Source organism: Streptomyces sp. NBC_00207 (assembly GCF_045160965.1).
In the GTDB taxonomy this organism is placed as follows: Bacteria; Actinomycetota; Actinomycetes; order Streptomycetales; family Streptomycetaceae; genus Streptomyces.
Map to the genome: position 1 here is coordinate 8,636,886 of NZ_CP130715.1, position 23,060 is coordinate 8,659,945.

A 23,060-nucleotide genomic window follows, 5' to 3' on the forward strand; every position below is an offset into this window, starting at 1 on the left:
GTGCTCCACCTCGCACCACCCGTCGGCCCCCTCACGCCCGGCTTCGGCCGGGCGTGGCGGGGCCTGTGGTCGTTGCTGCGGCGGGAGCGTTCCGCCCCGTCGGCCTCCCCGCGCCCGTACGGGTCCCCGTACGGGCCTTCGTACGGGTCCTCCTCCGGATACGGGGGGCACACCGGACACGGCGAACCGCAGCCGCCCACCGTGACCGATCTCTACCACGCGCACCGGCTGCGGATGGTCCGCCTGGCGGTGCTGCTGGTCGACGACCTGGCCACCGCCGAGGACGTGGTCCAGGACGCCTTCACCGCGCTGTACCGGCGCCACGGCGAGCAGATCACCGAGGTCGACAACGCACTCGGCTACCTGCGCACCGCGGTCGTCAACACCTCGCGCTCCGTACTGCGCCGTCGGCGCACCGTACGGGCCTGGACCCCGTCACCGGAGGCCGACGTGCCGTCCGCCGAGGACCACGTGGTCCTGGACGAGGCGCACCGCGAGGTGCTCGCCGCGCTCGGCCGGCTGACGGCGCGCCGCCGCCAGGTCCTGGTGCTGCGCTACTGGGCCGACCTCAGTGAGGCGGAGATCGCGGCCACCCTCGGGATCAGCCGGGGAGCGGTCAAGTCCAATGCGAGCCGCGGCCTGGACGCGCTGGAACGGATTCTGGAGGGACGGATATGACGCGTGACGGCGAACGCCTCGCCGAACGCCCGGTCGAGCGGCGGCTGCGGCAGGCCCTCGACGCCCGCGCGGACAGCATCGACGTCCGCCGGCTGCGCCCCGCGGATCCGCCTGGACCGCAGGTGGGGCGGCTGCGCGTGGAAAGGCTGCGGCGGTTCGCGCTGCCGCTGGCGGGCCTGGCGGCCGCTGCTGCCGCCGGGATCGGCTACCTGCTGCTCGCCCCGGATCCGGCGCCCGGCCCGACGCCTCCGGCCACCCCGCCGAAGGTCACGGGACCCGGCCCGTCCCCGGAGTCCTCGCCGACGCCCTCGCCGAGGTCCGCCGGGCCGGCGCAGCCGAGCCCGGGCGTGGACGCGTCGGGGCGCCCGGTGGAATCGCAGTCCCCGTCCGCGTCGCTGAGCCCGCCGACCCCGTCCGCGTCGAAGGGTTCGGGGTCGGTGTCGCCGTCGGCGGTCCCGTCCACCCCGTCGGGCCGGGCGGTGACCTCCTCGCCGCCGGCCACCGGCGGTCCCCGCTAGACGGCCTGGGCACCGGACCGCGCCGGTGTCCGGCGCCGTTCCGGTCTCCGGGCCCGCGCCCGGGTCAGCGGCGGAGGTTCTCCACGGCCGACACCAGCGGGGCCAGTTCCGGGTTGCGCGAGGCCTCGTCCAGGGCCTCGCGCAGCGCGGTGTCGTTCGTGGGCCGGGCCGCGGCCAGGAGGGTCAGGCCCGCCTCGCTCACGTCGGTGTAGATGCCCCGGCGGTCGGTGTCGCAGATGTAGCGGTTCAGCAGGCCGCGGTCCTCCAACCTGCTGACCAGCCGGGTCGTCGCGCTCTGGCTGAGCACCACCGAGTCGGCGACCTGGTGCATCCGCAGGTGCCCGCCCGGCCCGTTGTGCTGGCGGCTGAGGACGTCGAGGAGCGAGTACTCGCGCACGCTCAGGCCGTGCCCGGCCTGCAGGGCCCGTTCGATGTGCGTCTCGATCCGCCCGTGCAGGAGGGAGAGGGCGCACCAGCCCTGGGAGAGGGCGGTGAGCGCGCTGTCCGTGGCCGTCATGGGCTTCCTCCGTCGAAGCGTGCTGCGGTGCGGGGTGTGTGATCCCAGGATAGGTCACGTCTGCAATAGCCCGCGCTTGCAAATATCCCGCGTCTGCAATTAATGTGTACGCATGTAAGCGGCGACCGCAACCGTGTGCCGCACCCGCACCACCACCTCCCCTGAAGGGCACCTCCCCATGCCTCTCGCACTGCTCGCCCTCGCCATCGGGGCCTTCGGGATCGGCACCACCGAATTCGTGATCATGGGCCTGCTCCCAGAGGTCGCCGGCACGTACGGCGTCTCGATCCCCACCGCGGGCTTCCTGGTCACCGGCTACGCCCTCGGCGTCGTCCTCGGCGCGCCGCTCATGACCGTCCTCGGCACCCGCATCCCCCGCAAGCGCATGCTGATGCTGCTCATGGGCCTCTTCATCGTGGGCAACGTGCTCTCCGCCCTCGCCCCCGCCTTCGGCGTCATGCTGGCCGGCCGCGTCGTCGCCTCCCTGGCCCACGGTGCCTTCTTCGGCATCGGCGCGGTCGTCGCCGCCGAACTCGTCGCCCCCGAGAAGAAGGCCGGCGCAATCGCCATGATGTTCACCGGCCTGACCGTGGCCAACGTCGTCGGCGTCCCGCTCGGCACCCTCGTCGGGCAGACCCTCGGCTGGCGCGTCACCTTCCTGATCGTCGCCGCGCTCGGTGTCGCCGGGCTGCTCGGCATCGCCCGCCTGGTGCCCGAACTGCCGCGGCCCGAGGGCGGCGTACGGATCCGCCGCGAGCTCGCCGCCTTCCGCAACGTGCAGGTGCTGCTCGCGATGGCGATGACCGTCCTCGGCTTCGGCGGCGTCTTCGCCGCGATCACCTACATCACCCCGATGATGACCAACGTCGCCGGCTTCGCCGACTCCTCCGTCACCTGGCTCCTCGTCCTCTTCGGCCTGGGCATGGTCGCCGGCAACCTCATCGGCGGCCGGTACGCCGACCGCGCGCTCATGCCGATGCTGTACGTGTCCCTCGGCGCGCTCGCCGTCACCCTGGCCGTCTTCACGCTCACCGCCCACACCAAGGCCGGCGCCGCCGTCACCGTGGTGCTGATCGGCGCCCTCGGCTTCGCGACCGTGCCGCCGCTCCAGAAGCGGGTCCTGGACCAGGCCGCGGGGGCGCCCACCCTGGCCTCCGCCGTCAACATCGGCGCATTCAACCTGGGCAACGCGCTCGCCGCCTGGCTCGGCGGGCTCGTGATCGCCGCCGGACTCGGCTGGACCGCCCCGAACTGGGTCGGCGCGGCGCTGGCCGCCTCCGCCCTGGTGCTCGCCCTCGTCTCCGGCGCACTGGAACGCCGTACGGCCGGGCGCACCGCCCGCGCCGGCCGGGTCGTCGCGGCAGCCGCGGCCCGCGAGGCGACCGCCGCCGCACCCGCCCACCACTGATCCATCCCTTCCCCCGTACGCAACCCCCCGCAAGGAGAAACCGGCATGTCCACCCCCACCCGCACCGCCGTCGCCCCCCTGACCACCGAGGACGCCGAGCTGCTCGTCGCCGTCGCCAAGTCCGCCGCAGAAGAGGCCGGGGCCACGGTCAGCGTCACCATCCTCGACGCCGGCGGCCACCTGCTCGCCTTCCGCCGTGACGACCGGGCCGTGCTGATCTCCGGCGAGACCAGCACCCGCAAGGCCTACACGGCCCTCCAGCTGAACGCGCCCACCGCCGACCTCGTCGACGCGGTCCGCCCCGGAGGCCCCTTCCACACGCTGCCCACGGCCCTGGACCGTCCCTTGCTGTTCATCGCCGGCGGGCTGCCCGTCCACCGCGACGGCCGGCTCGTGGGCGCCGTGGGCGTCGGCGGTGGAGCCCCCGACCAGGACCACGCCTTCGCCGCCGCCGCGCTCGACGCCCTGGTCTGAGCCCCCCGGGTCGCGCGCCCGTGTCCCCCGTGCCAGGTTGGGTACGGGGGACACGGGTGCATGATGCGGAAACCTAGGCTTCACAGGAGGGTCCACACCATCGCGACGGCAACGGCCGCCGCGCTGGTGACCCTCGCCGTGCCGAGTTGCACGGCCGCCTCGGACGAGGCGCGCGCCCCCGCCACCCCGGGCTCCTCCACGACGGCCGCCGACCCGGCCGGGGCCGCCCCTACACCACCGGCACCGACACCACCCGCCCCGACGCAGTCCTACCCGCTGTCCACCGCCCCGCGCACCATCCCCGCCGTACGGGAGCACGTGCCCGCCCGCGGCCCCGGCTGGAAGCCCGCCCCCGACGCCCGCGTGGTCGTCGCGCAGGGCGACGCCGCCGCCCTGTCGGACGAGGCCAAGCTGATCGCCGGGGAACTGGGCCTCAAGTACGGCGACTCGGCGGCGCCACGCGCCGGCGACGTGGAGCTCTCCCTGGAGGGCGCGGGCAAGCCCGAGTCGTACACCCTCGCCGTCAAGGACGGCACGGTCCGGATCAAGGGCCCCGACGAGGCCGGGGTCTTCTACGGGACCCGCACCCTCAAGCAGGCGGTGAAGAGCGCCGGTTCGGCCCCCGAGGGCACCGTGAACGACGCCCCGGCCCGGCCCCAGCGCGGCCTCAACCTCGACATAGCGCGCAAGCACTTCACCCCCGACTGGATAGAGGACCGGCTGCGCGAGATGGCCGACCTCAAACTCAACCAGCTCGGCCTGCACTTCTCCGACGACCAGGCCTTCCGCATCCAGTCCGACACCCACCCCGAGATCGTCTCCGATCCGCACCTCACCAAGGCGCAGGTCCGCGACATCACGGCGCTCGCCGCCCGGCTGCACATCACCGTGGTCCCCGAGATCGACTCGCCCGGACACCTCGGCGCGGTGCTGCGCGCCCACCCCGACCTGCAACTGCGCGACGTACAGGGCAGGGCGGTCAAGGGAGCGGTGGACATATCCAACCCGGCGGCCGCGAAGCTCATCGACGAACTGCTGCGCGAGTACCGGCCGCTGTTCCCCGGCGGAGCCTGGCACCTGGGCGCCGACGAGTACCAGGCGCTGGTCTACAAGGACCCGCAGGCCTCCTTCCCGCAGCTCGCCCGCGCGGCCCAGCAGCGGTACGGCTCCTCGGCGCGGGTGCAGGACCTGGCGACGGGCTGGCTCAATGACCGCGCCGACGCGGTCCGCCCGTCGGGCAAGGCGCTGAAGGCGTGGAACGACGGCTTCTTCGCGGGCGGGGTGACGAGCGCGGCCAAGGACATCCAGGTCGAATACTGGACCGGCAAGGAGATCGGCGCCCGGCCGCCGCTGGAGTACCTGCGCGAGGGCCGCAAGCTGGTGAACCTCAACGACGAGTACCTGTACTACGTGCTCGGTGAGCCCAACCAGTTCACGTACCCCACCGGCCGGCGGATCTACGAGGAGTGGACCCCGCTCGTCCTGCGCGGCACCACCGCCGTCCCGGCCTCGTACGCGAACCAGATCCTGGGAGGGCGCCTCGCCGTCTGGGCCGACCTGGCCGGCGCCCAGACCCAGGCCCAGGTGGCGGAGGGCATCCGGCTGCCGCTGGCCGCGCTCTCCCAGAAGGTCTGGGACTCCCGCGCACCCCAGCTCCCCTGGTCCGGCTTCCAGGCCCTCGCCGACCGACTCTGAGCTGGGACACAAATCAGTGATCTGCAACAGTCCGACACCGGGCCGGTGACGAACGACTTTCGGCCATCGTTGCGGCCTGATCCCGGCGCTACGTTGACGCTCCGATTCGACGTGGCAAAGGGAGACGACATGAGAGTGGTGCGCAGCCGGAGACGGGCTCGCGGGCGGGCCGGACTGGCCGCCCTCGCGGTGTGCGGGATGCTGGGGCTCACGGCCTGCCAGGGCGGCGGCGACGCGGGTCCCGGCGCGTCCGGGGCCGGCCCGACCGGCTCGTCGGCCACGGTCACGGCCTCCGCCGGCTCCTCCGCCACCGCCGCGACGCCCTCGGCGTCGAAGTCGCCCGCGAAGGCCACGGCGACCGCCACGCCGGCGAAGAAGCCCACATCTGCCGCCCCCAGGTCCGGTGCCACCTGCGACCACAAGATGCCGATCGCGCCCGACCTGATCGCCGTCCGGCGGTACACGCCCGAGGGCGCCGCGCACCATCTGATCGTCCATCACGGGAACTGGGGCTGTACCCCCGACGGGGACGGGACGTACTTCGAGCCGGTGGGCAAGGAGACCTTCCTGCCACTCGCCGACGACGCCGAGATCACCGCCACCGCCCCGGTCGTCAAGGGCTCGGCGCCCGAGAAGATCAGCGTCCAGCAGCTCGTCGACTGGGTGGTCGCCCACCCCGACTCCGGGCTGCCGTTCCGCTACCACCTGGGCGCCGACGGGGCGATCGACACCCTCGACGAGGTCTACCTCCCGTAGGCCGCCCGGCCGCCGCCGGACGGGGCGGCCGCCGTGACGGCGGCCGCACCGGGTCACCAGATGGAGTTGACCCACTCCGGGTGGTCGATGAACGGGTTGCGGTTGTGCTGGTAGGTGTCGAATATGACCTGGTTGCGGCGCTGTTCGAAGGCGTCCGGCGGGTCCATCTGGTTCCACTGCTTCAGCAGGCTGATACGGCCGAAGAGCGGCGCGGTGCCGTTGTTGACCTTGTCGTTCATCTCCAGGTCCGCGAAGCCGTCGCCGCCGTCGTAGCGGACCGCCATGTAGAGCAGCATCCGGGCCACGTCGCCCTTGACCGCGTCGCGCGGCTCGAAGGAGTCGGCGTCGGTCAGGCTGCCGGGGGCCTCGCTGACGGGGCTGCCGCCCTTGTCGAAGTCCTTGTTGCCCCGGGTGCTGTTGACGGTCACGTCCTCCGGGCGCAGGTGGTGCAGGTCGGTGCCCGGGCCGGTGGCGGTGCCGAAGTCGCCGTGGCTCTTGGCCCAGACGTGCTCGCGGTTCCAGTCGTTGACCCCGCCGCCGTTCGTCGCCTTGGACTGGGAGCGGCCCGAGTAGACGAGGATGACGTTGTTGGGGTTCGCCGGGTCCTGGTCGGTGACCTTCAGGGCGTTCCACACCCCGTCGTAGGTCACCTTGGACTGGTTCTTGATGATGTTGTGCAGGGCGGTCTTGAGCGCGGCCCCGGTCTTGCCCTGGGCGCTCGCGTAGTAGTCCGCGTACGGGTCCGCCGCGGCGGCGGCCGCCGGGTTCTCGGGAGTGGTCGTGCGCTGCTGTCCGGCGGACGCGGCCGCCGGTACGGCGACCAGGGCGGCGGCGGCGAGGGCGGCCGCCCAGGGGGTCAGGCGCGAGATTTTCATCGGGTGGGGGGTACCTCTCCATACGCACCGTCCCCGCCCGGGGAATTGGCGGAGTGTCAGTGGCAGAGCGAGGTTCACATTGTCATGTGCCGAACAGGTGAAAACCACGTGTCGGTAGTGGGGGATCTTCGTGTGTGCGGGCCGTCCGGCGCGGGCAGGGTAGCGGTGGCCCCGGGCGGGGCCGGACCGACCACGACCAGCCCCATCTGGAGCAGCCCATGGCAGTGAAGATCCTCATCGTGACCGGTGACGCGGCCGAATCGCTGGAGGTCCTGTATCCGTACCAGCGCCTGCGCGAGGAGGGGTACGAGGTCCACATCGCGGCTCCGCAGGTGAAGAAGCTGCGGTTCGTGGTCCACGACTTCGAGGAGGGCTTCGACACCTACACCGAGAAGCCCGGATACACCTGGCCGGCCGACCTGGCCTTCACCGAGGTGGTCACGGAGGACTACGCGGCCCTGGTGGTGCCGGGCGGCCGGGCGCCGGAGTACCTGCGCAACGATCCCGAGGTGCGGCGCATCCTGGCGGCCTTCGCCGCATCGGACAAGCCGATCGCCCAGATCTGCCACGGTCCGCTCATCACCGCCGCGGCAGGGGGCCTGACCGGCCGCCGCGTGACCGCGTATCCGGCGCTGGAACTGGACATGAAGGCGGCCGGGGCCGAGTTCGAGGACTCCGAGACCGTGGTCGACGGCACCCTGGTCTCGGCCCGGGCCTGGCCCGACCACTCGCGCTGGATGAGGGAGTTCCTGACGGTACTGCGCAGCAAGGCCCCGGTGGTCTGACCACCGGGGCCCGGGGCGGGGCGGGGGAACGGCCCCGCCCCGGCCGTCGTCAGTTGACCGGGGTGATCGCCGGCGCGGGCTCGTACTTGTAGTTCGGGCCGAAGTTCTTCTTCACGGCCGTCTCCCAGGAGCCGTCCTGGACCATCTTCTTCAGCGCGTCGTTGATCTTGCGCTGGAGCTCCTTGTTGCCCTTCTTGACGCCGATGCCGTAGTTCTCGTTGCTGAGGCTCTGGCCCGTCAGCTTGAACTTGCCCTCGTTGCCCTTGCGGGCGGCGTACCCGGCCAGGATGGCGTTGTCCGTGGTCATGGCGTCGACACGGCTCTCCTGGAGGGCGACGACGCAGTCCGAGTAGGTGCCGAGCTCCAGCAAGGCCGCCTTGGGGGCGAGGTTCTTCTTGAGGTTCTCGGCCGAGGTGGAGCCGGTCACCGAGCACATCGTCTTCGTGTTGAGGTCCTCGGCCTTGTTGATCGAGGTGTCGTCGCCACGGATCATCAGGTCCTGGTGCGCGACGAAGTACGGGCCGGCGAAGTCGACCTTCTCCTTGCGCTTCTCGTTGATCGAGTAGCTCGCGACGACGAACTTCACCTCGTTGTACTGGAGGAGCAGCTCGCGGTCGTTGCTGAGGACCTGCTTGAACTCGATCCGGTCCGCCTTGTAGCCGAGCTCCTTGGCCACGTAGGTGGCGACGTCCACGTCGAAGCCGGAGAAGGCCCCGCCGGTCTCCCGCATGCCGATGCCCGGCTGGTCGAACTTGATGCCGATGGAGAGGGTCCCCTGGTCCTCGTCGTCGCCGAAGACACACCCGGAGGCGGTCAGGGCGATCGCGATGACTGCGGCGACCGCACCGGCCTGGGGAACCTTCATGCTGCACTCTTTCCTGGGGAAACGCGGGGGCGCCACCGGGATCACCGGGGCGCGTGGAACCGCGGGAACGCGGATGACGTCGAGACGTGTGTACGAGGAAGCTAGGAACCCCGCAGGCGTAGCGTCACTAGATTTGAGCGAAACTTGAGGATAACGATCCGGTTCACCCGCAGATCCTGCGGTTGAACCGGGCCGGAGCGGGAGAAGGGGGCGGGCGTGGGAACAGGGTCGATACGCGTGGACGGGAATGCGCTGCTACTGGGCGAAGGGGTACAGATCAGGTTCATCCGGACCCTGAGGCTCCCCGAGTCGGGTACCCACGCACTGCCGCCGGGGCTGGGTGAGTTCCCGCTGCGGCGGGTGGAGGACCATCCGGACACGGTGCCGCCCGAGTGGCTGGCGAAGGGCGGCGTCATGCTGCCCGTGTACCTGCGCGAAGCGATGTGGCTCAGCTTCGGCGGGACCCGCGAGCCCGCCGCCCTCCAGGTCGGGGTCGGCAAGGTGTGCGCCGTCTCCGGCGAGCGCTGGACGGGAAGCCTGGCGCGCGACCCGCAGAACTACGTGGTGCTGCCCCGGCAGCCGTGGCTGGACGGGATCAACTCGGGGGACGGGACGGTGCGCCAGTTCGTCGCCGTACCGCTGGGGCTCGGAGCCACGGTCGAAGGCCAGGTCACCGGCGAGGAGACCACCGGCGGCGTCCAGCTCCAGGCGTTCCCGCTCGGAGCGGCGGCGCTGGCACGGTGGCGCCAGGCCGAGCGGGCGCGCCTGGCGCCGACGCCGGTCGGCGGCGAAGGGCTCTACGGGGCTCCGCCCGCCCCCGGCTCCACGGGCTCCGCCGGCTTCGCGGGCTACGGCGGCCCGGTGCCCGCGCCGATGGCGGCGCAGCCGGGCGCGGCTCCCGGCGCGCCCCGTCCTGTGGGCAGGACGGGTCCGCCCGCGGCTCCGGCGATGGGGCTCGGCGTCGGCGGCTCCATGCGCCAGGAGGTCTACCGGGACGAGCGGCCGCTGTCCGACTGGGCCGGGGAGCCGGCCGGGCGGGTCTTCGTCCACCTCGTGCCCCCGCCTGCGTGGCGCCGTATCACCGGGGAGGACGCCCCGCCCTCGCCGGTCGACCGGGCCGCCTACACCCGGGCCGGGCTGCCCTGGTTCGACTACTACGACGAGTCCGCCGCCGACCTCGCGCCGGCCGACGCCCTGAGCGGGGTCAAGCCGGTGGGGGAGTGGCTCGGGGACGACCACACCCCGTGGGAGGAGCCGTCGCCCGGGCAGGTCGAGCCGCTGGGGAGCGCGCCGAGGCCGGGCAAACCCGTACAGGACGGCGACTGGTAACCGGCCGGGAACGTACGGTCCTTCGGATCGCGGCGGGGTCCCGTGGGATCATGCGGGGGCAAGTCCTGGTGAACGAAGGGGGAGTTCGGTGACTGGTGTACGCAAGGGCCTGGCCAAGGTGGAGTTCGCGCTGCGGTGGGACCCCAGCCCTGCGGGCGCGCCCGCGAGCGACCTCGACATCGTCGCCGCGGTCTACGACGTCGGGGACCTCCACGGCACGCCGGCCCAGCTGGTCCACTTCGGCAGCCGGTCGCCGGACGGGACCATCACCCTGAACCGGGAGAGCCAGACGGGCCAGGGCTTCGGCTTCGACGAGGTGATGACCTTCGAGCTGGACCGGATGGGGTCCGGTCTGCGCCGGGTGGTGGTCGGCGTGGTCATCCAGAGCGTGGGCGCGGGCGCCGCGGGCCGCGCGAAGACCTTCGCCGACATCGCCGGCACGGGGTTCCGGATCCGCGAGGGCCACATCGACCTCGCCCAGAGCGACTTCGCGTCCGTGCCCTCCGCCACCGCGGCGACCGTCGCCGAGTTCACCCGCGACGCGTCGGGCGCCTGGTCGTTCGAGGTGCGGTTGCGCGGGTTCGACACCGACCCGGAGGAGTTCGCCCGGGTCATGGGCGGTGCCCGCTGAACACGGCCTCCCCGGCGGACGCGGAGCCGCACAGACCGGGCGGCCGCCACTCCTCGAGTGAGTGGCCGCCGCCCGGTCCGGGTGGCGCGCTGCCGCCGTCCCCACGAGGCAGCGCGGGCGGATCGCCGTCAGGTCATCGAGACGGCGGCCCGCCGGTTCAGGGGGTCGGCCCGGCCGGGGGCCGGGCGGGGCGGGAAGGTGCGAGGCCCAGGGACGGGAGCATGACCGCGTCGACGAACCGGACCAGGTAGTCGGCGTCCGCGTACCGTCCTTCCAGCACCGGCCGGATCCGCAGCACGCCCATCAGCTGGGCCGGCAGGAACTCGACGGCCGGATGGTCCGCGGCGATCTCGCCGCGCGCCACGGCCCGCCGCACCATCACGTCGAACGCGGCGAGCTCGGGCTCGACCAGCGCCTCGCGCAGGGCGGCCTGGAGTTCCTCGTCACTGAGCACGGCATGTCCGAGGGCCTGCGTCAGCCGAGTGTCGCGCCCGGAGGTCCCGGCCGCGATCCGGGCCGCCTCGCGCAGGTCGCCCGCCAGCGTCCCGGTGTCCACCGCGACGAGGGTGCCGTGCCGGCCGGCGCGCAGGGCTGCGGCGACGAGCTGGGGCTTGGTCTTCCACTGGCGGTAGAGCGTGGACTTGCCGCAGCTGGCCCGGGCGGCGACGCCCTCCATGGTCAGCGCCTCGTAGCCGTGCTCGCGCAGCTGCTCCAGGACGGCGTCGTAGAACTCCTGCTCCCGCTCCGGGGTGATTTTGGAGCGGCGCGCGGGGGTCGGCGTCGACGTCATGGCTGCGGCTCTCCTCGGGGCTCCTCGGCGGCGGTTCCACTACGGAAGTGTACGGGAACGCGACCGTATCGGTACACCAGCGTATCGATACGCCAATGTATCGATACACTGGCGTGTCGCAGTGCGCGTAAACAGGAAGAGAGACCGGGGGATGACCTCCCACACCACACCTGCCGGGCCGGAAGCCGGGCCAGCCGGAACGAGAGCCGCGCGCCGTCGCCTCATACGCGAGCTGCTGCTCGTCGCGGGCTTCTTCATCGTCTACAAGGCCGGCCGGCTGCTCTCGACGGACCGCACCGGGGAGGCCTTCCGCAACGCGGAGCGAATATGGGACGCCGAGCGGGCCCTGCGCCTGCCCGGTGAAGGCGCGGTGCAGCGGCTGCTGCTGCACGGGGACGCCCTCGTGCACACCGCGAACACCTACTACGCGGTCGTCCACTTCCCCGCGACCGCGCTCTTCCTGATCTGGCTCTACATCCGCCGCCCCGCGCACTACCTGTGGACCCGCCGGGTCCTGGCCGTGCTCACCGGAGCCGCCCTCGCCCTGCACCTCGCCTTCCCGCTCGCACCCCCGCGGATGCTCGAGGCCGCGCAGCTCATCGACACCGGGCAGGTCTACGGGCCCACCGTCTACCGGGCCGCGCCGGACGCCGACACCCTGGCCAACCAGTTCGCCGCGATGCCCTCGCTCCACTTCGGCTGGGCGCTGATGCTCGCGCTCGGCCTGATCGCCGCCACCCGCACCGGGTCCCCGGGCGGGAAGGCCCCCTCCCGGTGGCGCCTGCTGTGGCTGCTGCACCCGCTGCTGACCCTGCTGGTGATAGTCGGCACGGCCAACCACTACTGGCTCGACGCGGTCGTGGCCGCGGTCCTGCTCGGCTTGGCCCTGCTGGTGGTCCCGAGGCCGCGCGCGAGCGGCCCCGGCACCGGCCGCCCGGGCACCCACCCGGGCGCGGACGCCGATGCGGACGCCGCCGTACGAGGGCTGCCGGACCGGCAGGGTGCCGCGGCCGCCGTAGGGGCCGGGCAGTGAACGACACCGTCCTCGCCCTCGCGCTCTGCCTCGCCTCGGCCGTGGCCTACGCGGCCGGCGCCGTCGCCCAGGAGCGCCTCGCCCGCGCCGCCGTCGCGCGCAGTGCCAAGGCCCTGATGGGCTCCGGCGCCTGGTGGTGGTCGGCCGGGCTGAACGCGTCCGCCGCACTCCTGCACGCGGCCGCCCTGCGGTACGGCCCCCTCACCCTGGTGCAGCCGCTCGGCGCGCTCACCCTGGTCGCCGCCGTCCCGCTGGGCGCGCGCCGGGCCGGACGCCGGGTGGCGGCCACCGAATGGCGGGGCACCCTGGCCACCGTCGCCGGGCTCGGCCTGCTGCTCCTGCCCGCCTCCGGGCCGGCCCCCGACGACACCCTCACCCTGGCCGAGGCGCTGGCCGTCTCCGGGGCGACGGCCGCGGTGATCCTGGTGCTGACCGCGGCCAAGGACCCGCGCTCGGGGCTGCGGCACGCGACGGCCTCCGGGCTGGCCTCCGCTGCGGCCTCCGCACTGACCCAGACCGTGGCCGTGGCGGGCGGCCGCGGCGGGGCCCTGCTCAGCTTCCGGGTCGTCGCGGTGGCCCTGCTCGTCATGTTCTTCGCGGTCGGCGGGATGCTCCTGTCGCAGCGGGCCTACCGCGGCGGGCTCGGCGCCCCGCTCGCCGTGGTGAACCTGGCCAACCCGCTCGCCGCGGCCGCCATCGGGATGGTCCTGCTCGGCGAACGCCTCCAGGGCGGAGCGCCGGGGATGCTGCTGGCCGCGGCCGGAGCCCTCCTGGCGGCCCGCGGGGTGGTCCTGCTGACCCGGACGCCCGCCTCCGGGGCGGTTCCCCCGCGGGCGGTGCCCGGCGCGGCTCCGGCCGCCGCCGAGCCCGTCGGCCGCGTGGCGGTCTGAGCGGGAGAGAACCGTTTCGCCCGCGGCCGCGTCCTCCCTGGTGAACGTCCGGGCGCACGGAACGACCGGACGGCGACCGAACGACCGAAGCACCGAACGACCGAACCACCGAAGCGGAGTGACTGGGCATGGGGATCGTCAGCTGGATCATCCTGGGACTGCTGGCCGGCGGCATCGCCAAGGTCCTGTTGCCCGGCCGGGACCCCGGCGGCCTGATCGGCACCACCCTCATCGGCGTCGCCGGAGCCTTCATCGGCGGCTGGCTCTCGGCGAAGGTCCTGGACAAGCCGATCCAGACGGAGTTCTTCGACCTGGCGACCTGGGGCTCCGCCATCGCGGGCTCGCTGGTCCTGCTCGTCGGCTACCGCATCCTGTTCGGCAACTCCCGGGACTGACCCGGCTCCGCGGGCCGGCGCCCGCACCACGACCCGTCAGGTTCCGGCCGATGTCCGGGGTCCGGGCCGGGCCGGCACCCGCAAGGGGCGGCCCGCCGCGTCGGACGAGGGCCCCACTACCCTGGCCGGACCAGGCGATGTGCGCGAACGAGCAGCGAGGAAACCGGTACCGGCATGAGCGTCACCCCCGTCCCCACGGCCGACCTGTACGACGAGTACGGCGAATCCCTCGGCATCTGTGCCACCGCGTTCCGCCAGTTCGGCGGCCGCCGCCTGTTCGCCGGTCCCGTACGGACCGTCCGCTGCCACGAGGACAACGCCCTGCTGCGCGCCCTCGTCCACACACCCGGCGAAGGCGCCGTGCTCGTCGTGGACGGTGGCGGCTCGCCCCGGACCGCCCTGGTCGGCGACCTGCTCGCCGGCGCGGCCGAGAGCAACGGCTGGGCGGGCCTGATCATCAACGGCTCGGTCCGCGACAGCGTCGCCCTCGGCGGGCTCGACCTCGGCATCAAGGCGCTGGGAACGGTCCCGCGCAAGAGCGGCAAGACCGGCGAGGGCGCGGTGGACGAACCCGTCACCATCGGGGACGTCACCTTCCGCCCCGGGGACACGGTCCACGCGGACGACGACGGCGTGGTCGTCCTGCGCGGCTGACGGCGAGAACAGGCCAGGGCCCGCGCACCGGCCCTGGCACGGCCGGGCCGGCCCGGGTTTCACTGCGGGTCCATGAGACGACACAGGATCACGGGCCTGCTCGGCGCGATCGCGCTGGCCGCCGGCACCCTGGCCGCCGCGGGACCCGCGCACGGCCTCACCCCGGCCGACGCGCCGCCCGCGCACGGCCTCACCCCGGCCGACCCGCCGCCCGCCGAGTTCGGCACCGACTGGCACGACCCGCTCACCCCCGCCCCGCCCGTCACCCGGCCCGCGACCCGGTCCTGCGAGGTGACCCTCGCCGAGGCGCAGTTCCGCGACTTCACCCCGTACAAGGGCAGCTATGCGCCGCCCGCCGGCTGTGGCACCGGCCCCTGGGCGAAGGTGGTCCTCCGCCTCGACGGCAAGGTCAAGGGCCGCCAGTACGACCGGCTCGGCCACCTCTCCCTCGGCGGCGTCGAGATCCTGCGCACCTCCACCCCGCAGCCCTCGCCCGACGGCATCACCTGGTCCGTGGAGAAGGACGTCACCCGCTACCGCGACACCCTCGCCCGCCCGCAGCCGGTCGAGATGCTCATCGGCAACGTCGTGAACGACACGTACACCGGTGTCATCGACGTCAAGGTGACCCTGACCTTCTACGCCGCCGACGGCCGCAACCCGGCCCCGGACACCCCCGACCGGGTCCTGCCCCTCACCTCCCCCTCGGTCACCACCCCGCGCAACACGGAGCGCCTCCTCGCCGAGGTGTACGCCACCGGCTCGGGCGGCGGCTGCGAGGAGTACTGGTACATGACCACCCCGGACGCGGCCCCGTACTCCTGCAAGGCCGCCGACGGCCCGTACCGCGAGGTTCAGGTCTCGGTCGACGGACAGCTCGCCGGCATCGCCGCGCCGTTCCCCACCGTCTGGACGGGAGGCTGGTCCAACCCCTTCCTCTGGTATGTCACCCCAGGCCCGCGCGCCTTCGACGTGCAGCCGATCCGCTACGACCTGACCCCCTACGCCGCCCTCCTCAACGACGGCCGCCCGCACCGCATCGAGGTGTCCGTCGCCGGGGTGCCGGCAGGCCAGAGCGGCTGGAGCACCCCCACCAACCTGCTGCTGTGGCAGGACGAGGCCCGGCAGGTCGTCACCGGCGCCCTGACCCGGCACGAGCAGAGCGCTCCGGCGGGCCACTCCCGCTGGACTCCCGCCGAACCCGGCGGACAGCACCGCCTCGACACCGAGGGAGGCCGCCGGCTGACCGTCGCCGGGTACCTGAACACCTCCCACGGCCGCGTGGCCACCACCGTCACACGCGCCGTACGGGGCACCTCCGTGCACCGCTGGACCGACGGCGAGAACCAGGACGCGCTCACCGCCACCTGGACCGACGAGGAGAGCGTGACGCGAGGGCCGGCCACCACGCGGACCGAACGCACCTACACGATGGACGGCGAGACCACCCTCGGCGCCGGCGACCGGCTGCGTACCGTCATCTCCCTCGGCGACCGCGCCGAGACCGTCACCCTGCGCGGCGGCAAGGCCGTCGACCGCTCCCGGCTCGACGACCGGTACACGGGCGACGCCACCTACACCGCGAACGTCCCCCGCGACCAGCGGCACGCGGTCGCCACCACCTCCGCCCACTACCGGCTGTACGGGTCGCAAGCACCCGGCGGGTGCTACGACCGTGCGGTGGACACCGTCCAGGGAACGGTCACGGTGGACCGCCGACACTGCTGACGGTGGCGGCGCCTACGATGATCCGCCATGGACACGAGTGAGGCCGGCAGACAGCTGATCGACGGGCGCTTCGAATTGGTCGCGCCCCTGGGCAGCGGCGGCATGGGTACCGTTTGGCGGGCGCGCGACATCGCCCTGCACCGAGAGGTGGCGCTCAAGGAGGTGCGCCCGCCGGACCCGGCGACCGCCGCAGCCCAGCCCGGCCTCGCGGACCAGATGCGCGAACGCGCCGTCCGCGAGGCACGCGCCCTCGCCCGTCTCGCCCACCCCCACGTCGTGACCATCCACCACATCGTCGAGCCCGCGGAGGGCACGGACGGGCACCCGTGGATCGTCATGGAGATGGTCCGGGGCGGCTCCCTGTACGACCGCCTGGAGTCCGGCCCCATGCCTCCCGCAGAGGTGGTGCGGCTCGGCCTCGACGTGCTGTCCGCGCTGCGCGCTGCGCACGCCGAGGGGATCCTCCACCGTGACGTGAAGCCGGCCAACGTGCTGCTGCGCCCCGACGGGTCGGCCGTCCTGACCGACTTCGGCATCGCCGCGCTGCACGACTCCACCGGGCTCACCGCGACCGGAGTGCTGATCGGCTCACCGGAGTACATCGCACCCGAGCGGGTCCGCGGGGAGGAGGGGCTGGCCGCCTCGGACCTGTGGTCGCTCGGCATGCTCCTGTACGTGGCCGCCGAGGGAGCCAATCCGCTGCGCCGGGCCACGAGCCTCGCCACGGTCGTCGCCGTGCTCGACGAGCCGATCCCGGCGCCGGTTCGCTCCGGCCCGCTGGGGCCCGTACTGGAACGGCTGCTCGTACGGGACCCGGCCGCGCGGCCCGACGGAGCGCAACTGGAACAACTGCTCCGCGACGCGAGCGCTGCTCTCGGTTCCGGTACCGGCCCCGGCCCCGCGCCCGTCGTCCCGCCGCCCGTCGCCTCCCCGGTCGTCCCGGGCCCGTACGGGCAGTTCGGTCCGTACGCGCCGGCCGGCACCCCGCACACCCCACCGCCGTACAGCTCCGGTGGCTCCCCTTACGCGGCGGCCACGACGCACGTTCCGGTGGCATCCGCCCCGCGCAGGCGCCCGGCCCTGATCGGCGCCGCGATCACCGCGGTCCTGGCGGCCGGCATCGTCGGCATCGTGCAGCTGCTGCCCGACGGGAACTCCGGCGACGACGACGCGAAGGGCGGCGCCGCGACCCGCCCGGCCGTCGCCAGCTCCGTCACCCCGCCCGGGCGGGACGCCTCCTCCGTCCCGGCCCCCAAGGCGAGCGCGCAGAAGGCGGACGCCCCCAAGGGCAGCATGATGACGCCGGAGAACGTCCGCACCGCCCTGGAGGCGTTCAAGAAGGAGACGGGGACGACCACCTTCGTCGACATGACGCTCTACGACGGCTACATCCTCGCCTCCATCCCCACCGCCGCCGGCGCCGAGACCGTCGACTCCTGGCAGTACCGGGACGGCGCGGCCTCGCGCACGGGCCCGGACGGCACGGTCGAGGAGGGGAAGCCGCTCATCGACATGGCCACGGTCAACTGGGACGCGCTGCCCGGCATGCTGGAGCAGTCCAAGAAGGACCTGAAGGTCGAGAAGCCGACCTCGCGCCACGTCATCATCGACCCGTGGATGATGGACCAGGTCCCCTCCATCCGCACCTACCTCAGCGACGAGTACGGGCGCGGCGGCTACATCCTGTGGAAGACCGACGGCAGCCTCAGGAAGGTCACCGTCACCTGACCCCGTGCGCCTGCACAGGGCCGTACGGAGCCGAGCGAGGGCGCTCACGCGCGCGCCCTCCCATCCACCCACGCGTACACCGAGGAGTCCGACCACCATGCCCAGCTGGCGCACCACCCTCAAGGGGGCCGGCATATCCGGCCCCCGGCTGCGCGACGACTACACCCACGCCGCCCGCCGGGTGCTCCGCCGCGAGCCCGCCCCGTACCTGGCGCTGCGGCTGCTCGCCGCGCCGCCGCTGGTGCCCGCCCTCGCCGCGGGACTCGCCTTCATGAACCTGGTCGACGACGTCGCCGAGACCGGTACCCCGCAGCAGCGGGCCGCCGGTCTGGCCGCGTTGTCCGAGCGGGTGGAGGCGGCCCTGGCGTCCGGGGACAGCCCCGACCCCCTGCTGCGGGCCTACGCGCACGCGGTGAACTCCCGCGGCCTGCCCGTGCACTGGGTCTCCCGCTTCCTTGAGGGCGCCGCCACCGCCGAGGCCGGCTTCGACGGCTTCGCCGCGGAGGAGGACTTCCAGGCGTACCTCGACGCCTACGCGTGGCCCGGGGTCCTGGTCTTCACCGGACTGCAGTACCAGGGCGGCCCCGACCCCGAACAGGCCGCCGGCTGGCGGCGGTTCGTCGACGCCGCCCAGCGCGTGGACTTCCTCGCCGACCTCTGCGGGGACCTCGCGGACGGCCGGCTCTGCATCCCGCGCGCCCGGCTCGACGAGCACTCCGTGACCCGCGCCGACCTGGAACAGGCCCGCGACACCCCGGCCGTGCGCGCCCTCCTCGCCGCCGAGAGCCGGCGTGCGCGCACGGCCCTCGACGCCACCCACGGCATCCTCGGTCTCGCCGAACCCGGACTGCGTCCTGTCGTCGAGACCATGAGGGAGCTCATGGAGCACCAGCTGACCCGCGTGGAGCGGGCGGGCGTGGGTGCCCTGCGCCGGGACGTCGGCTACGGCCTGGCGGCGCCCCTGCGGATCCTCGTCCGCGCCGCCCGTCGGTCCGCGCCGCCCGTCACCGAAGCGGGTTCTAGTAGGGCCCGTTGACGTTGTCGATCGAGCCGTAGCGGGCTGCCGCGTAGTTGCAGGCGGCGGTGATGTTGGCGACCGGGTCGTAGGAGTTCAGCGAGGTGCCGGGCACGTGGTAGGCCTTGAAGGTCGGGTCGATGACCTGGAGCAGGCCCTTGGACGGGATCCCGTTCTGGGCGTTGATGTCCCAGTTGTTGATCGCCAGCGGGTTGCCGGAGGACTCCCGCATCACATTGCGGTGAATTCCGTTGTAGCTGCCGGGAATACCGTGCTTGGCCATCACGTCGAGGGACTCGCGGATCCACCCGTCGAGGTTGTTCGGGTAGGCGGTGACGGGCTTCGCGGCGGGCTTGGCGGCGGGCTTGAGGGCGGTCCGGGCGGCGGACCTGCTCGCACGCTCGGTCTCCGCCTGGGCGCCGAGCTGCAGTTTGATGCCGGGCCGGATGATCGACGGGTTGTCGCCGATGACGCTCCGGTTCGCCGCATAGAGCTGCTTCCAGCCGCCGCTCACGGAATGCTCCGCCGCGATCTCGGAAAGAGTGTCGCCGGCGACCACGGAATACGTCGTGGGAGTGGCGGCGAGGGCCGCGGGGGCGGCGGTCTGAGCCGCGGGGGCGGTGACCGTCTGCACCGCCCCGGCGGTGGTCGCGCTGATCAGAGGCAGAGTGAGGGCCGCCCCACCGGTGCCGGCCAGGGCCAGCTTGCGGGTGATCGGGTGGTGCTTCGGCCGGCGGTGCTTACCCTTTGCAGGCATGGCGGAATTCCTCGCGTGGGGGGACGGGAGAGCCCGGGCGGCGGCCTATTCGGCGAGCGGACCACCTGGAGTGAGGTGACCGTAAGTGAGCCCCGAGGGCGGGAACAAGCCCCGAATTCCACCCATAGATCGACATCCCGCTATCGGCCCGTTAAATGACCATGAAGGCCCCTCGATGAAATAGCCGATTCCCTTTCCGGGAAAAGGGAACCGGCTGTTCTGTGGAAATGATGTTGGCCTCTCCGGCGTGACTCACATCACGGGCCGGACCCCTTTGCTCAATACGGGCAAGTCCGGCCTCCATCCTGCCTATTCGGGCTACAGGAGCTTAGGCGGCGAATCGCCCATCACGGACTTTATCCGGCATGCGCCGCCTGCTGCGGAGAGCCGGCGGGGAGCTCGCCCAGCCGCTCCAGGGTGGCCGTCACCGCCGCCTCCGAAGCGGGCAGCAGCGGGAGCCGTACGCAGGGGCTCGGAATGCGGCCCTGCGCGTGGAGCACGCCCTTGACGACCGCCGGATTGGGCTCGGCGAAGGCCGCGGCCGACATCCGGGCCAGCGCGTGCCCCAGTGGCCGCGCCAGGGCGACGTCACCGGACCGCCAGGCCGCCACGAGCTCCGTGAACCGCTCCGTCGCCAGATGCGCCGAGGCGAGGATCCCGCCCGCCGCGCCCAGCGCCAGCAGCGGAGACAGGTACGCGTCGTCGCCCGCCAGCACCTCGAACCCGGCCGGCAGGTCCCCGAGCAGATCCACCGCGTCCTGGTCGATGCCGCCGCCCGCGTACTTCATCCCGGCCACCCCGGGGAGTGCCCCGAGGGCCCGCAGTGCGGCCGCATCCAGCGGCTGCCCGGTGCGATAGGGGATGTGGTAGACGATCAGCGGTACGGGACTCACCTGCGCCAGCCGCTCGAAGTGCGCCAACACCCCCGGCGCCGAAGGCCGTACGAACGCGGGCACCGTCACCAGCGCCGCCCGCGCCTGAGGCCACCGGGCCAGCCGGGTCAGCGAGGCCTCGGCGGCCCGGGTGCCGCCCGCCCCGGCGCCCACCGTCAGCAGCACCCCCCGCTCCCGGCAGACCTCGGCGCACACTCCGGTGACGAGGTCGCGCTCCGCCTCGTCGAGGGAGGCCGTCTCCGCGGTGGTGCCGAGCGCGACGATCCCGGTGGCGCCCGCGTCGAGCACCTCGTGGGCGAGCGCCTCCAGGGCCCCGGCGTCGATGTCCCCGGCGGGGGTGAAAGGGGTGACGAGCGGTACGTGGATCCCGTGCAGGGGGAGGTCCTCCGCGATGTGCAGTGTCGTGTCCGGTGTCGCGTGCTGTGCCGTGTCCTGTCGCATGACGAAGAGCCTCACCCGCCCGGAGCGTCAAATCCAGTTCGCGTTTCTTACTCGAACCGTAAGCTGAGCCGATGCTCGATGTACGACGCCTGCGCCTGCTGCGCGAACTCGCCCGCCGCGGCACCATCGCCGCCGTGGCCGAAGCCCTCGCCTTCAGCCCTTCGGCGGTCTCCCAGCAGCTCAGCGTGCTGGAACGGGAGGCCGGACTGCCCCTGCTGGAGCGCACCGGCCGCCGGGTGCGGCTCACTCCGGCGGGGGAGAACCTGGTCCGGCACGCCGAGGCCGTCCTCGAACGGCTCGAACAGGCCGACGCCGACCTCGCCCGGGCTCGCGGCGGCCTGGCCGGAGCCCTGCGGATCGGCGCCTTCCCCACCGCCACCCGGGCCATCGTCCCGGCCGCCCTGGCCGCCCTCGCCCGGCACCACCCCGCCCTGGAACCGATGGTCTCCGAGACCGACCCGGCCGCGGTGGCGCACGCCCTGCGGGCAGGCGACCTGGACGTGGCCCTGGTCCACGAGTACGACTTCGTCCCCGCCCCGCAGGAGCCGGGCCTGGCCGTCGAGCCCCTCTTCGCCGAGGCGATGTACCTGGCCGCGCCCGCCGCGGAGGCCCCCGAGCCGTCCGGGGGGCACGACCAGGGTGCGTCCCTGCGCACCCACGCACGGGCGCCCTGGATCACCGCCACGCCCGGGACCCTCTGCCACGCCATGACCGTACGGGCGTGCCAGGCCGCCGGTTTCACGCCGCGGGTCCGCCACCAGGTCGACGAGTTCGCCACCGTGCTCGCGCTGGTCGCGGCCGGCCAGGGCGTGGCCCTCGTACCGCAGCTCGGGGTCACCGGCCCCGCGGATCCGGCCGTGCGCCTCACCCGTCTTCCCGTGCGGCGCCGTACCGGCCTCGCCTTCCGCAGCGGGGCCGGCGCCCATCCCGCCGTGGCCGCCTTCGGCGCGGCGCTCCGGGCCGCCGTACCACCGGATCTGGTCGGGTCGCGTGCCGAAACGTGACACAACTCCCGTACCGCGTGCCGCCCGTGTACGTTCGTTGATCCAGACCGATTCGATCAGAGCGGGGTACGACGTGACGCATCGCGTACGAGGGGTCATCGCCCGGAGCAAGGGCGCACCGGTGGAGACGACGACGATCCTCGTGCCCGACCCGGGGCCCGGCGAGGCGCTCGTCAGAGTCCAGGCCTGCGGGGTCTGCCACACCGACCTGCACTACCGCGAGGGCGGGATCAACGACGAGTTCCCCTTCCTGCTCGGCCACGAGGCCGCCGGGATCGTCGAATCCGTCGGCCCGGACGTCACCTCCGTGGCGCCCGGAGACTTCGTCGTCCTCAACTGGCGCGCGGTGTGCGGCACCTGCCGCGCCTGCAAGCGCGGACGCCCCTGGTACTGCTTCGCCACCCACAACGCCACCCAGCCCATGACCCTGGAGGACGGCACCCCGCTGTCCCCGGCCCTGGGTATCGGCGCCTTCGCCGAGAAGACCCTGGTGGCGGCCGGCCAGTGCACCAAGGTGGACCCGGCCGCGGCCCCGGCCGCCGCCGGACTCCTCGGCTGCGGGGTGATGGCCGGCCTCGGCGCCGCCCTGAACACCGGCAACGTGGGCCGGGGCGACTCCGTCGCCGTCATCGGCTGCGGGGGAGTGGGCAACGCGGCCGTGGCCGGTGCCCGGCTCGCGGGTGCGTCGAAGATCATCGCGGTGGACCTGGACGACCGGAAGCTGGAGTGGGCGCGCGGCCTGGGCGCCACCCACACCGTCAACGGCCGTACGGAGGACGTGGTCAAGGCCGTCCAGGGCCTGACCGAAGGAAACGGCGCGGACGTGGTCATCGACGCCGTGGGCCGCCCCGAGACCTACCGGCAGGCCTTCTACGCGCGCGACCTCGCCGGGACCGTGGTCCTGGTCGGCGTGCCGACCCCGGAGATGAAGCTCGAACTCCCGCTCCTCGACGTCTTCGGCCGCGGCGGCGCCCTCAAGTCCTCCTGGTACGGGGACTGTCTGCCCGAGCGCGACTTCCCGCTGCTCATCGACCTCTACCTGCAGGGCCGGCTCGACCTGGACGCCTTCGTCTCCGAGACCATCCCGCTCGACGGGGTCGAGGACGCCTTCGCCCGGATGGAACGCGGCGAGGTGCTCCGCTCGGTCGTCGAGTTCTGACACCCCGCCCTGCCGCCGGGCCGGGTCCACCGGGCCCGGCCC

General features: G+C 73.2%; 24 protein-coding genes. 18 read left to right on the forward strand and 6 right to left on the reverse strand.

What is annotated here, in order from left to right; all coding sequences use genetic code 11:
• Entirely contained in the window at positions 1–678 is a 678-nt protein-coding gene (locus tag OG472_RS39855) for an RNA polymerase sigma factor (RefSeq protein ID WP_405834061.1), read from the forward strand.
• A complete protein-coding gene (locus OG472_RS39860; protein ID WP_401610706.1) occupies positions 675–1,196 on the forward strand; it encodes a hypothetical protein in 522 nt (173 codons plus the stop codon). The genes OG472_RS39855 and OG472_RS39860 overlap by 4 nt, the downstream gene beginning before the upstream one ends.
• Positions 1,197–1,260: 64 nt before the next feature.
• On the opposite strand, the gene OG472_RS39865 is transcribed toward OG472_RS39860, so the two are convergent.
• Complete coding sequence (locus tag OG472_RS39865; RefSeq protein WP_401610707.1) at positions 1,261–1,713, reverse strand: MarR family winged helix-turn-helix transcriptional regulator; 453 nt, start codon at positions 1,711–1,713, stop codon at positions 1,261–1,263.
• Positions 1,714–1,891: 178 nt separating this feature from the next.
• Between OG472_RS39865 and OG472_RS39870 the strand changes: the two genes are divergently transcribed.
• The 4 genes from OG472_RS39870 to OG472_RS39885 all read left to right on the forward strand — a co-directional run bounded on the left by OG472_RS39870 (position 1,892) and on the right by OG472_RS39885 (position 6,046).
• Complete coding sequence (locus tag OG472_RS39870) at positions 1,892–3,121, forward strand: MFS transporter (RefSeq protein ID WP_405834064.1); 1,230 nt, start codon at positions 1,892–1,894, stop codon at positions 3,119–3,121.
• 45 nt (positions 3,122–3,166) lie between these two features.
• A complete protein-coding gene (locus OG472_RS39875; protein ID WP_405834065.1) occupies positions 3,167–3,595 on the forward strand; it encodes a heme-binding protein in 429 nt (142 codons plus the stop codon).
• Positions 3,596–3,658: 63 nt separating this feature from the next.
• Positions 3,659–5,290 carry a beta-N-acetylhexosaminidase gene (locus OG472_RS39880; protein ID WP_405835015.1) on the forward strand — a complete coding sequence of 544 codons (1,632 nt, stop codon included), beginning with the start codon at positions 3,659–3,661 and terminating at the stop codon, positions 5,288–5,290.
• A gap of 129 nt (positions 5,291–5,419) precedes the next feature.
• Positions 5,420–6,046, forward strand: a complete 627-nt coding sequence (locus OG472_RS39885) for a hypothetical protein (protein ID WP_405834067.1) — start codon at positions 5,420–5,422, stop codon at positions 6,044–6,046.
• Positions 6,047–6,099: 53 nt separating this feature from the next.
• On the opposite strand, the gene OG472_RS39890 is transcribed toward OG472_RS39885, so the two are convergent.
• Positions 6,100–6,921, reverse strand: coding sequence for an endonuclease I family protein (locus OG472_RS39890; RefSeq protein ID WP_405834069.1), 822 nt, complete (start codon positions 6,919–6,921; stop codon positions 6,100–6,102).
• A gap of 218 nt (positions 6,922–7,139) precedes the next feature.
• Between OG472_RS39890 and OG472_RS39895 the strand changes: the two genes are divergently transcribed.
• Positions 7,140–7,706: a DJ-1/PfpI family protein gene (locus OG472_RS39895; protein ID WP_405834071.1), complete on the forward strand. Its 567-nt coding sequence runs from the start codon at positions 7,140–7,142 to the stop codon at positions 7,704–7,706.
• A 49-nt stretch (positions 7,707–7,755) separates the two neighbouring features.
• On the opposite strand, the gene OG472_RS39900 is transcribed toward OG472_RS39895, so the two are convergent.
• The gene (locus OG472_RS39900; RefSeq protein WP_401610715.1) at positions 7,756–8,571 is read right to left on the reverse strand and encodes a glutamate ABC transporter substrate-binding protein; all 816 of its coding nucleotides are present in this window, start codon (positions 8,569–8,571) and stop codon (positions 7,756–7,758) included.
• A gap of 216 nt (positions 8,572–8,787) precedes the next feature.
• Here OG472_RS39900 and OG472_RS39905 point away from each other — a divergent pair, with 216 nt between their 5' ends.
• Complete coding sequence (locus OG472_RS39905) at positions 8,788–9,900, forward strand: hypothetical protein (protein ID WP_405942851.1); 1,113 nt, start codon at positions 8,788–8,790, stop codon at positions 9,898–9,900.
• 88 nt (positions 9,901–9,988) lie between these two features.
• Complete coding sequence (locus OG472_RS39910; RefSeq protein WP_405942852.1) at positions 9,989–10,531, forward strand: TerD family protein; 543 nt, start codon at positions 9,989–9,991, stop codon at positions 10,529–10,531.
• A 157-nt stretch (positions 10,532–10,688) separates the two neighbouring features.
• On the opposite strand, the gene OG472_RS39915 is transcribed toward OG472_RS39910, so the two are convergent.
• The gene (locus OG472_RS39915) at positions 10,689–11,321 is read right to left on the reverse strand and encodes a TetR/AcrR family transcriptional regulator (protein WP_401610718.1); all 633 of its coding nucleotides are present in this window, start codon (positions 11,319–11,321) and stop codon (positions 10,689–10,691) included.
• A gap of 151 nt (positions 11,322–11,472) precedes the next feature.
• Between OG472_RS39915 and OG472_RS39920 the strand changes: the two genes are divergently transcribed.
• From OG472_RS39920 to OG472_RS39950, 7 genes are all read left to right on the forward strand, one after another.
• Positions 11,473–12,354: a phosphatase PAP2 family protein gene (locus OG472_RS39920; protein ID WP_405942853.1), complete on the forward strand. Its 882-nt coding sequence runs from the start codon at positions 11,473–11,475 to the stop codon at positions 12,352–12,354.
• Positions 12,351–13,244: a hypothetical protein gene (locus OG472_RS39925; RefSeq protein WP_401610721.1), complete on the forward strand. Its 894-nt coding sequence runs from the start codon at positions 12,351–12,353 to the stop codon at positions 13,242–13,244. Before OG472_RS39920 ends, OG472_RS39925 begins: the two co-directional genes overlap by 4 nt.
• Before the next feature lie 128 nt (positions 13,245–13,372).
• Complete coding sequence (locus tag OG472_RS39930) at positions 13,373–13,639, forward strand: GlsB/YeaQ/YmgE family stress response membrane protein (RefSeq protein WP_361768580.1); 267 nt, start codon at positions 13,373–13,375, stop codon at positions 13,637–13,639.
• A gap of 174 nt (positions 13,640–13,813) precedes the next feature.
• Positions 13,814–14,293, forward strand: a complete 480-nt coding sequence (rraA, locus tag OG472_RS39935; protein WP_405834079.1) for a ribonuclease E activity regulator RraA — start codon at positions 13,814–13,816, stop codon at positions 14,291–14,293.
• A 72-nt stretch (positions 14,294–14,365) separates the two neighbouring features.
• A complete protein-coding gene (locus tag OG472_RS39940; protein ID WP_405942854.1) occupies positions 14,366–16,021 on the forward strand; it encodes a peptide-N4-asparagine amidase in 1,656 nt (551 codons plus the stop codon).
• Between the two features lie 27 nt (positions 16,022–16,048).
• A complete protein-coding gene (locus OG472_RS39945; RefSeq protein WP_401610727.1) occupies positions 16,049–17,749 on the forward strand; it encodes a protein kinase domain-containing protein in 1,701 nt (566 codons plus the stop codon).
• Between the two features lie 97 nt (positions 17,750–17,846).
• Complete coding sequence (locus OG472_RS39950) at positions 17,847–18,785, forward strand: phytoene/squalene synthase family protein (protein ID WP_405834084.1); 939 nt, start codon at positions 17,847–17,849, stop codon at positions 18,783–18,785.
• On the opposite strand, the gene OG472_RS39955 is transcribed toward OG472_RS39950, so the two are convergent.
• Positions 18,769–19,521 (reverse strand): transglycosylase SLT domain-containing protein, encoded by a 753-nt coding sequence (locus OG472_RS39955; RefSeq protein ID WP_401610730.1) that lies wholly within the window; start codon positions 19,519–19,521, stop codon positions 18,769–18,771. The two genes, OG472_RS39950 and OG472_RS39955, sit on opposite strands and share 17 nt — an antisense overlap.
• A gap of 356 nt (positions 19,522–19,877) precedes the next feature.
• Positions 19,878–20,855, reverse strand: coding sequence for a dihydrodipicolinate synthase family protein (locus tag OG472_RS39960; RefSeq protein WP_405834087.1), 978 nt, complete (start codon positions 20,853–20,855; stop codon positions 19,878–19,880).
• A gap of 71 nt (positions 20,856–20,926) precedes the next feature.
• Here OG472_RS39960 and OG472_RS39965 point away from each other — a divergent pair, with 71 nt between their 5' ends.
• Positions 20,927–21,859, forward strand: a complete 933-nt coding sequence (locus OG472_RS39965) for a LysR family transcriptional regulator (RefSeq protein WP_401610733.1) — start codon at positions 20,927–20,929, stop codon at positions 21,857–21,859.
• A gap of 73 nt (positions 21,860–21,932) precedes the next feature.
• Positions 21,933–23,018 (forward strand): S-(hydroxymethyl)mycothiol dehydrogenase, encoded by a 1,086-nt coding sequence (locus tag OG472_RS39970; protein WP_383577714.1) that lies wholly within the window; start codon positions 21,933–21,935, stop codon positions 23,016–23,018.
• Positions 23,019–23,060 lie beyond the last annotated feature (42 nt).

Excerpts from the sequence above, each read along its gene's own strand:
- OG472_RS39895 (WP_405834071.1), top strand. The coding sequence starts at position 7,140 with ATGGCAGTGAAGATCCTCATCGTGACCGGTGACGCGGCCGAATCGCTG.
- OG472_RS39915 (WP_401610718.1), bottom strand. The coding sequence starts at position 11,321 with ATGACGTCGACGCCGACCCCCGCGCGCCGCTCCAAAATCACCCCGGAG.
- OG472_RS39880 (WP_405835015.1), top strand. The coding sequence starts at position 3,659 with ATGCGGAAACCTAGGCTTCACAGGAGGGTCCACACCATCGCGACGGCA.
- OG472_RS39870 (WP_405834064.1), top strand. The coding sequence starts at position 1,892 with ATGCCTCTCGCACTGCTCGCCCTCGCCATCGGGGCCTTCGGGATCGGC.
- OG472_RS39900 (WP_401610715.1), bottom strand. The coding sequence starts at position 8,571 with ATGAAGGTTCCCCAGGCCGGTGCGGTCGCCGCAGTCATCGCGATCGCC.
- OG472_RS39950 (WP_405834084.1), top strand. The coding sequence starts at position 17,847 with ATGCCCAGCTGGCGCACCACCCTCAAGGGGGCCGGCATATCCGGCCCC.
- OG472_RS39890 (WP_405834069.1), bottom strand. The coding sequence starts at position 6,921 with ATGAAAATCTCGCGCCTGACCCCCTGGGCGGCCGCCCTCGCCGCCGCC.
- OG472_RS39920 (WP_405942853.1), top strand. The coding sequence starts at position 11,473 with ATGACCTCCCACACCACACCTGCCGGGCCGGAAGCCGGGCCAGCCGGA.
- OG472_RS39885 (WP_405834067.1), top strand. The coding sequence starts at position 5,420 with ATGAGAGTGGTGCGCAGCCGGAGACGGGCTCGCGGGCGGGCCGGACTG.
- OG472_RS39960 (WP_405834087.1), bottom strand. The coding sequence starts at position 20,855 with ATGCGACAGGACACGGCACAGCACGCGACACCGGACACGACACTGCAC.
- OG472_RS39860 (WP_401610706.1), top strand. The coding sequence starts at position 675 with ATGACGCGTGACGGCGAACGCCTCGCCGAACGCCCGGTCGAGCGGCGG.
- OG472_RS39940 (WP_405942854.1), top strand. The coding sequence starts at position 14,366 with ATGAGACGACACAGGATCACGGGCCTGCTCGGCGCGATCGCGCTGGCC.
- OG472_RS39965 (WP_401610733.1), top strand. The coding sequence starts at position 20,927 with ATGCTCGATGTACGACGCCTGCGCCTGCTGCGCGAACTCGCCCGCCGC.
- OG472_RS39945 (WP_401610727.1), top strand. The coding sequence starts at position 16,049 with ATGGACACGAGTGAGGCCGGCAGACAGCTGATCGACGGGCGCTTCGAA.
- OG472_RS39875 (WP_405834065.1), top strand. The coding sequence starts at position 3,167 with ATGTCCACCCCCACCCGCACCGCCGTCGCCCCCCTGACCACCGAGGAC.
- rraA (WP_405834079.1), top strand. The coding sequence starts at position 13,814 with ATGAGCGTCACCCCCGTCCCCACGGCCGACCTGTACGACGAGTACGGC.
- OG472_RS39930 (WP_361768580.1), top strand. The coding sequence starts at position 13,373 with ATGGGGATCGTCAGCTGGATCATCCTGGGACTGCTGGCCGGCGGCATC.
- OG472_RS39955 (WP_401610730.1), bottom strand. The coding sequence starts at position 19,521 with ATGCCTGCAAAGGGTAAGCACCGCCGGCCGAAGCACCACCCGATCACC.
- OG472_RS39865 (WP_401610707.1), bottom strand. The coding sequence starts at position 1,713 with ATGACGGCCACGGACAGCGCGCTCACCGCCCTCTCCCAGGGCTGGTGC.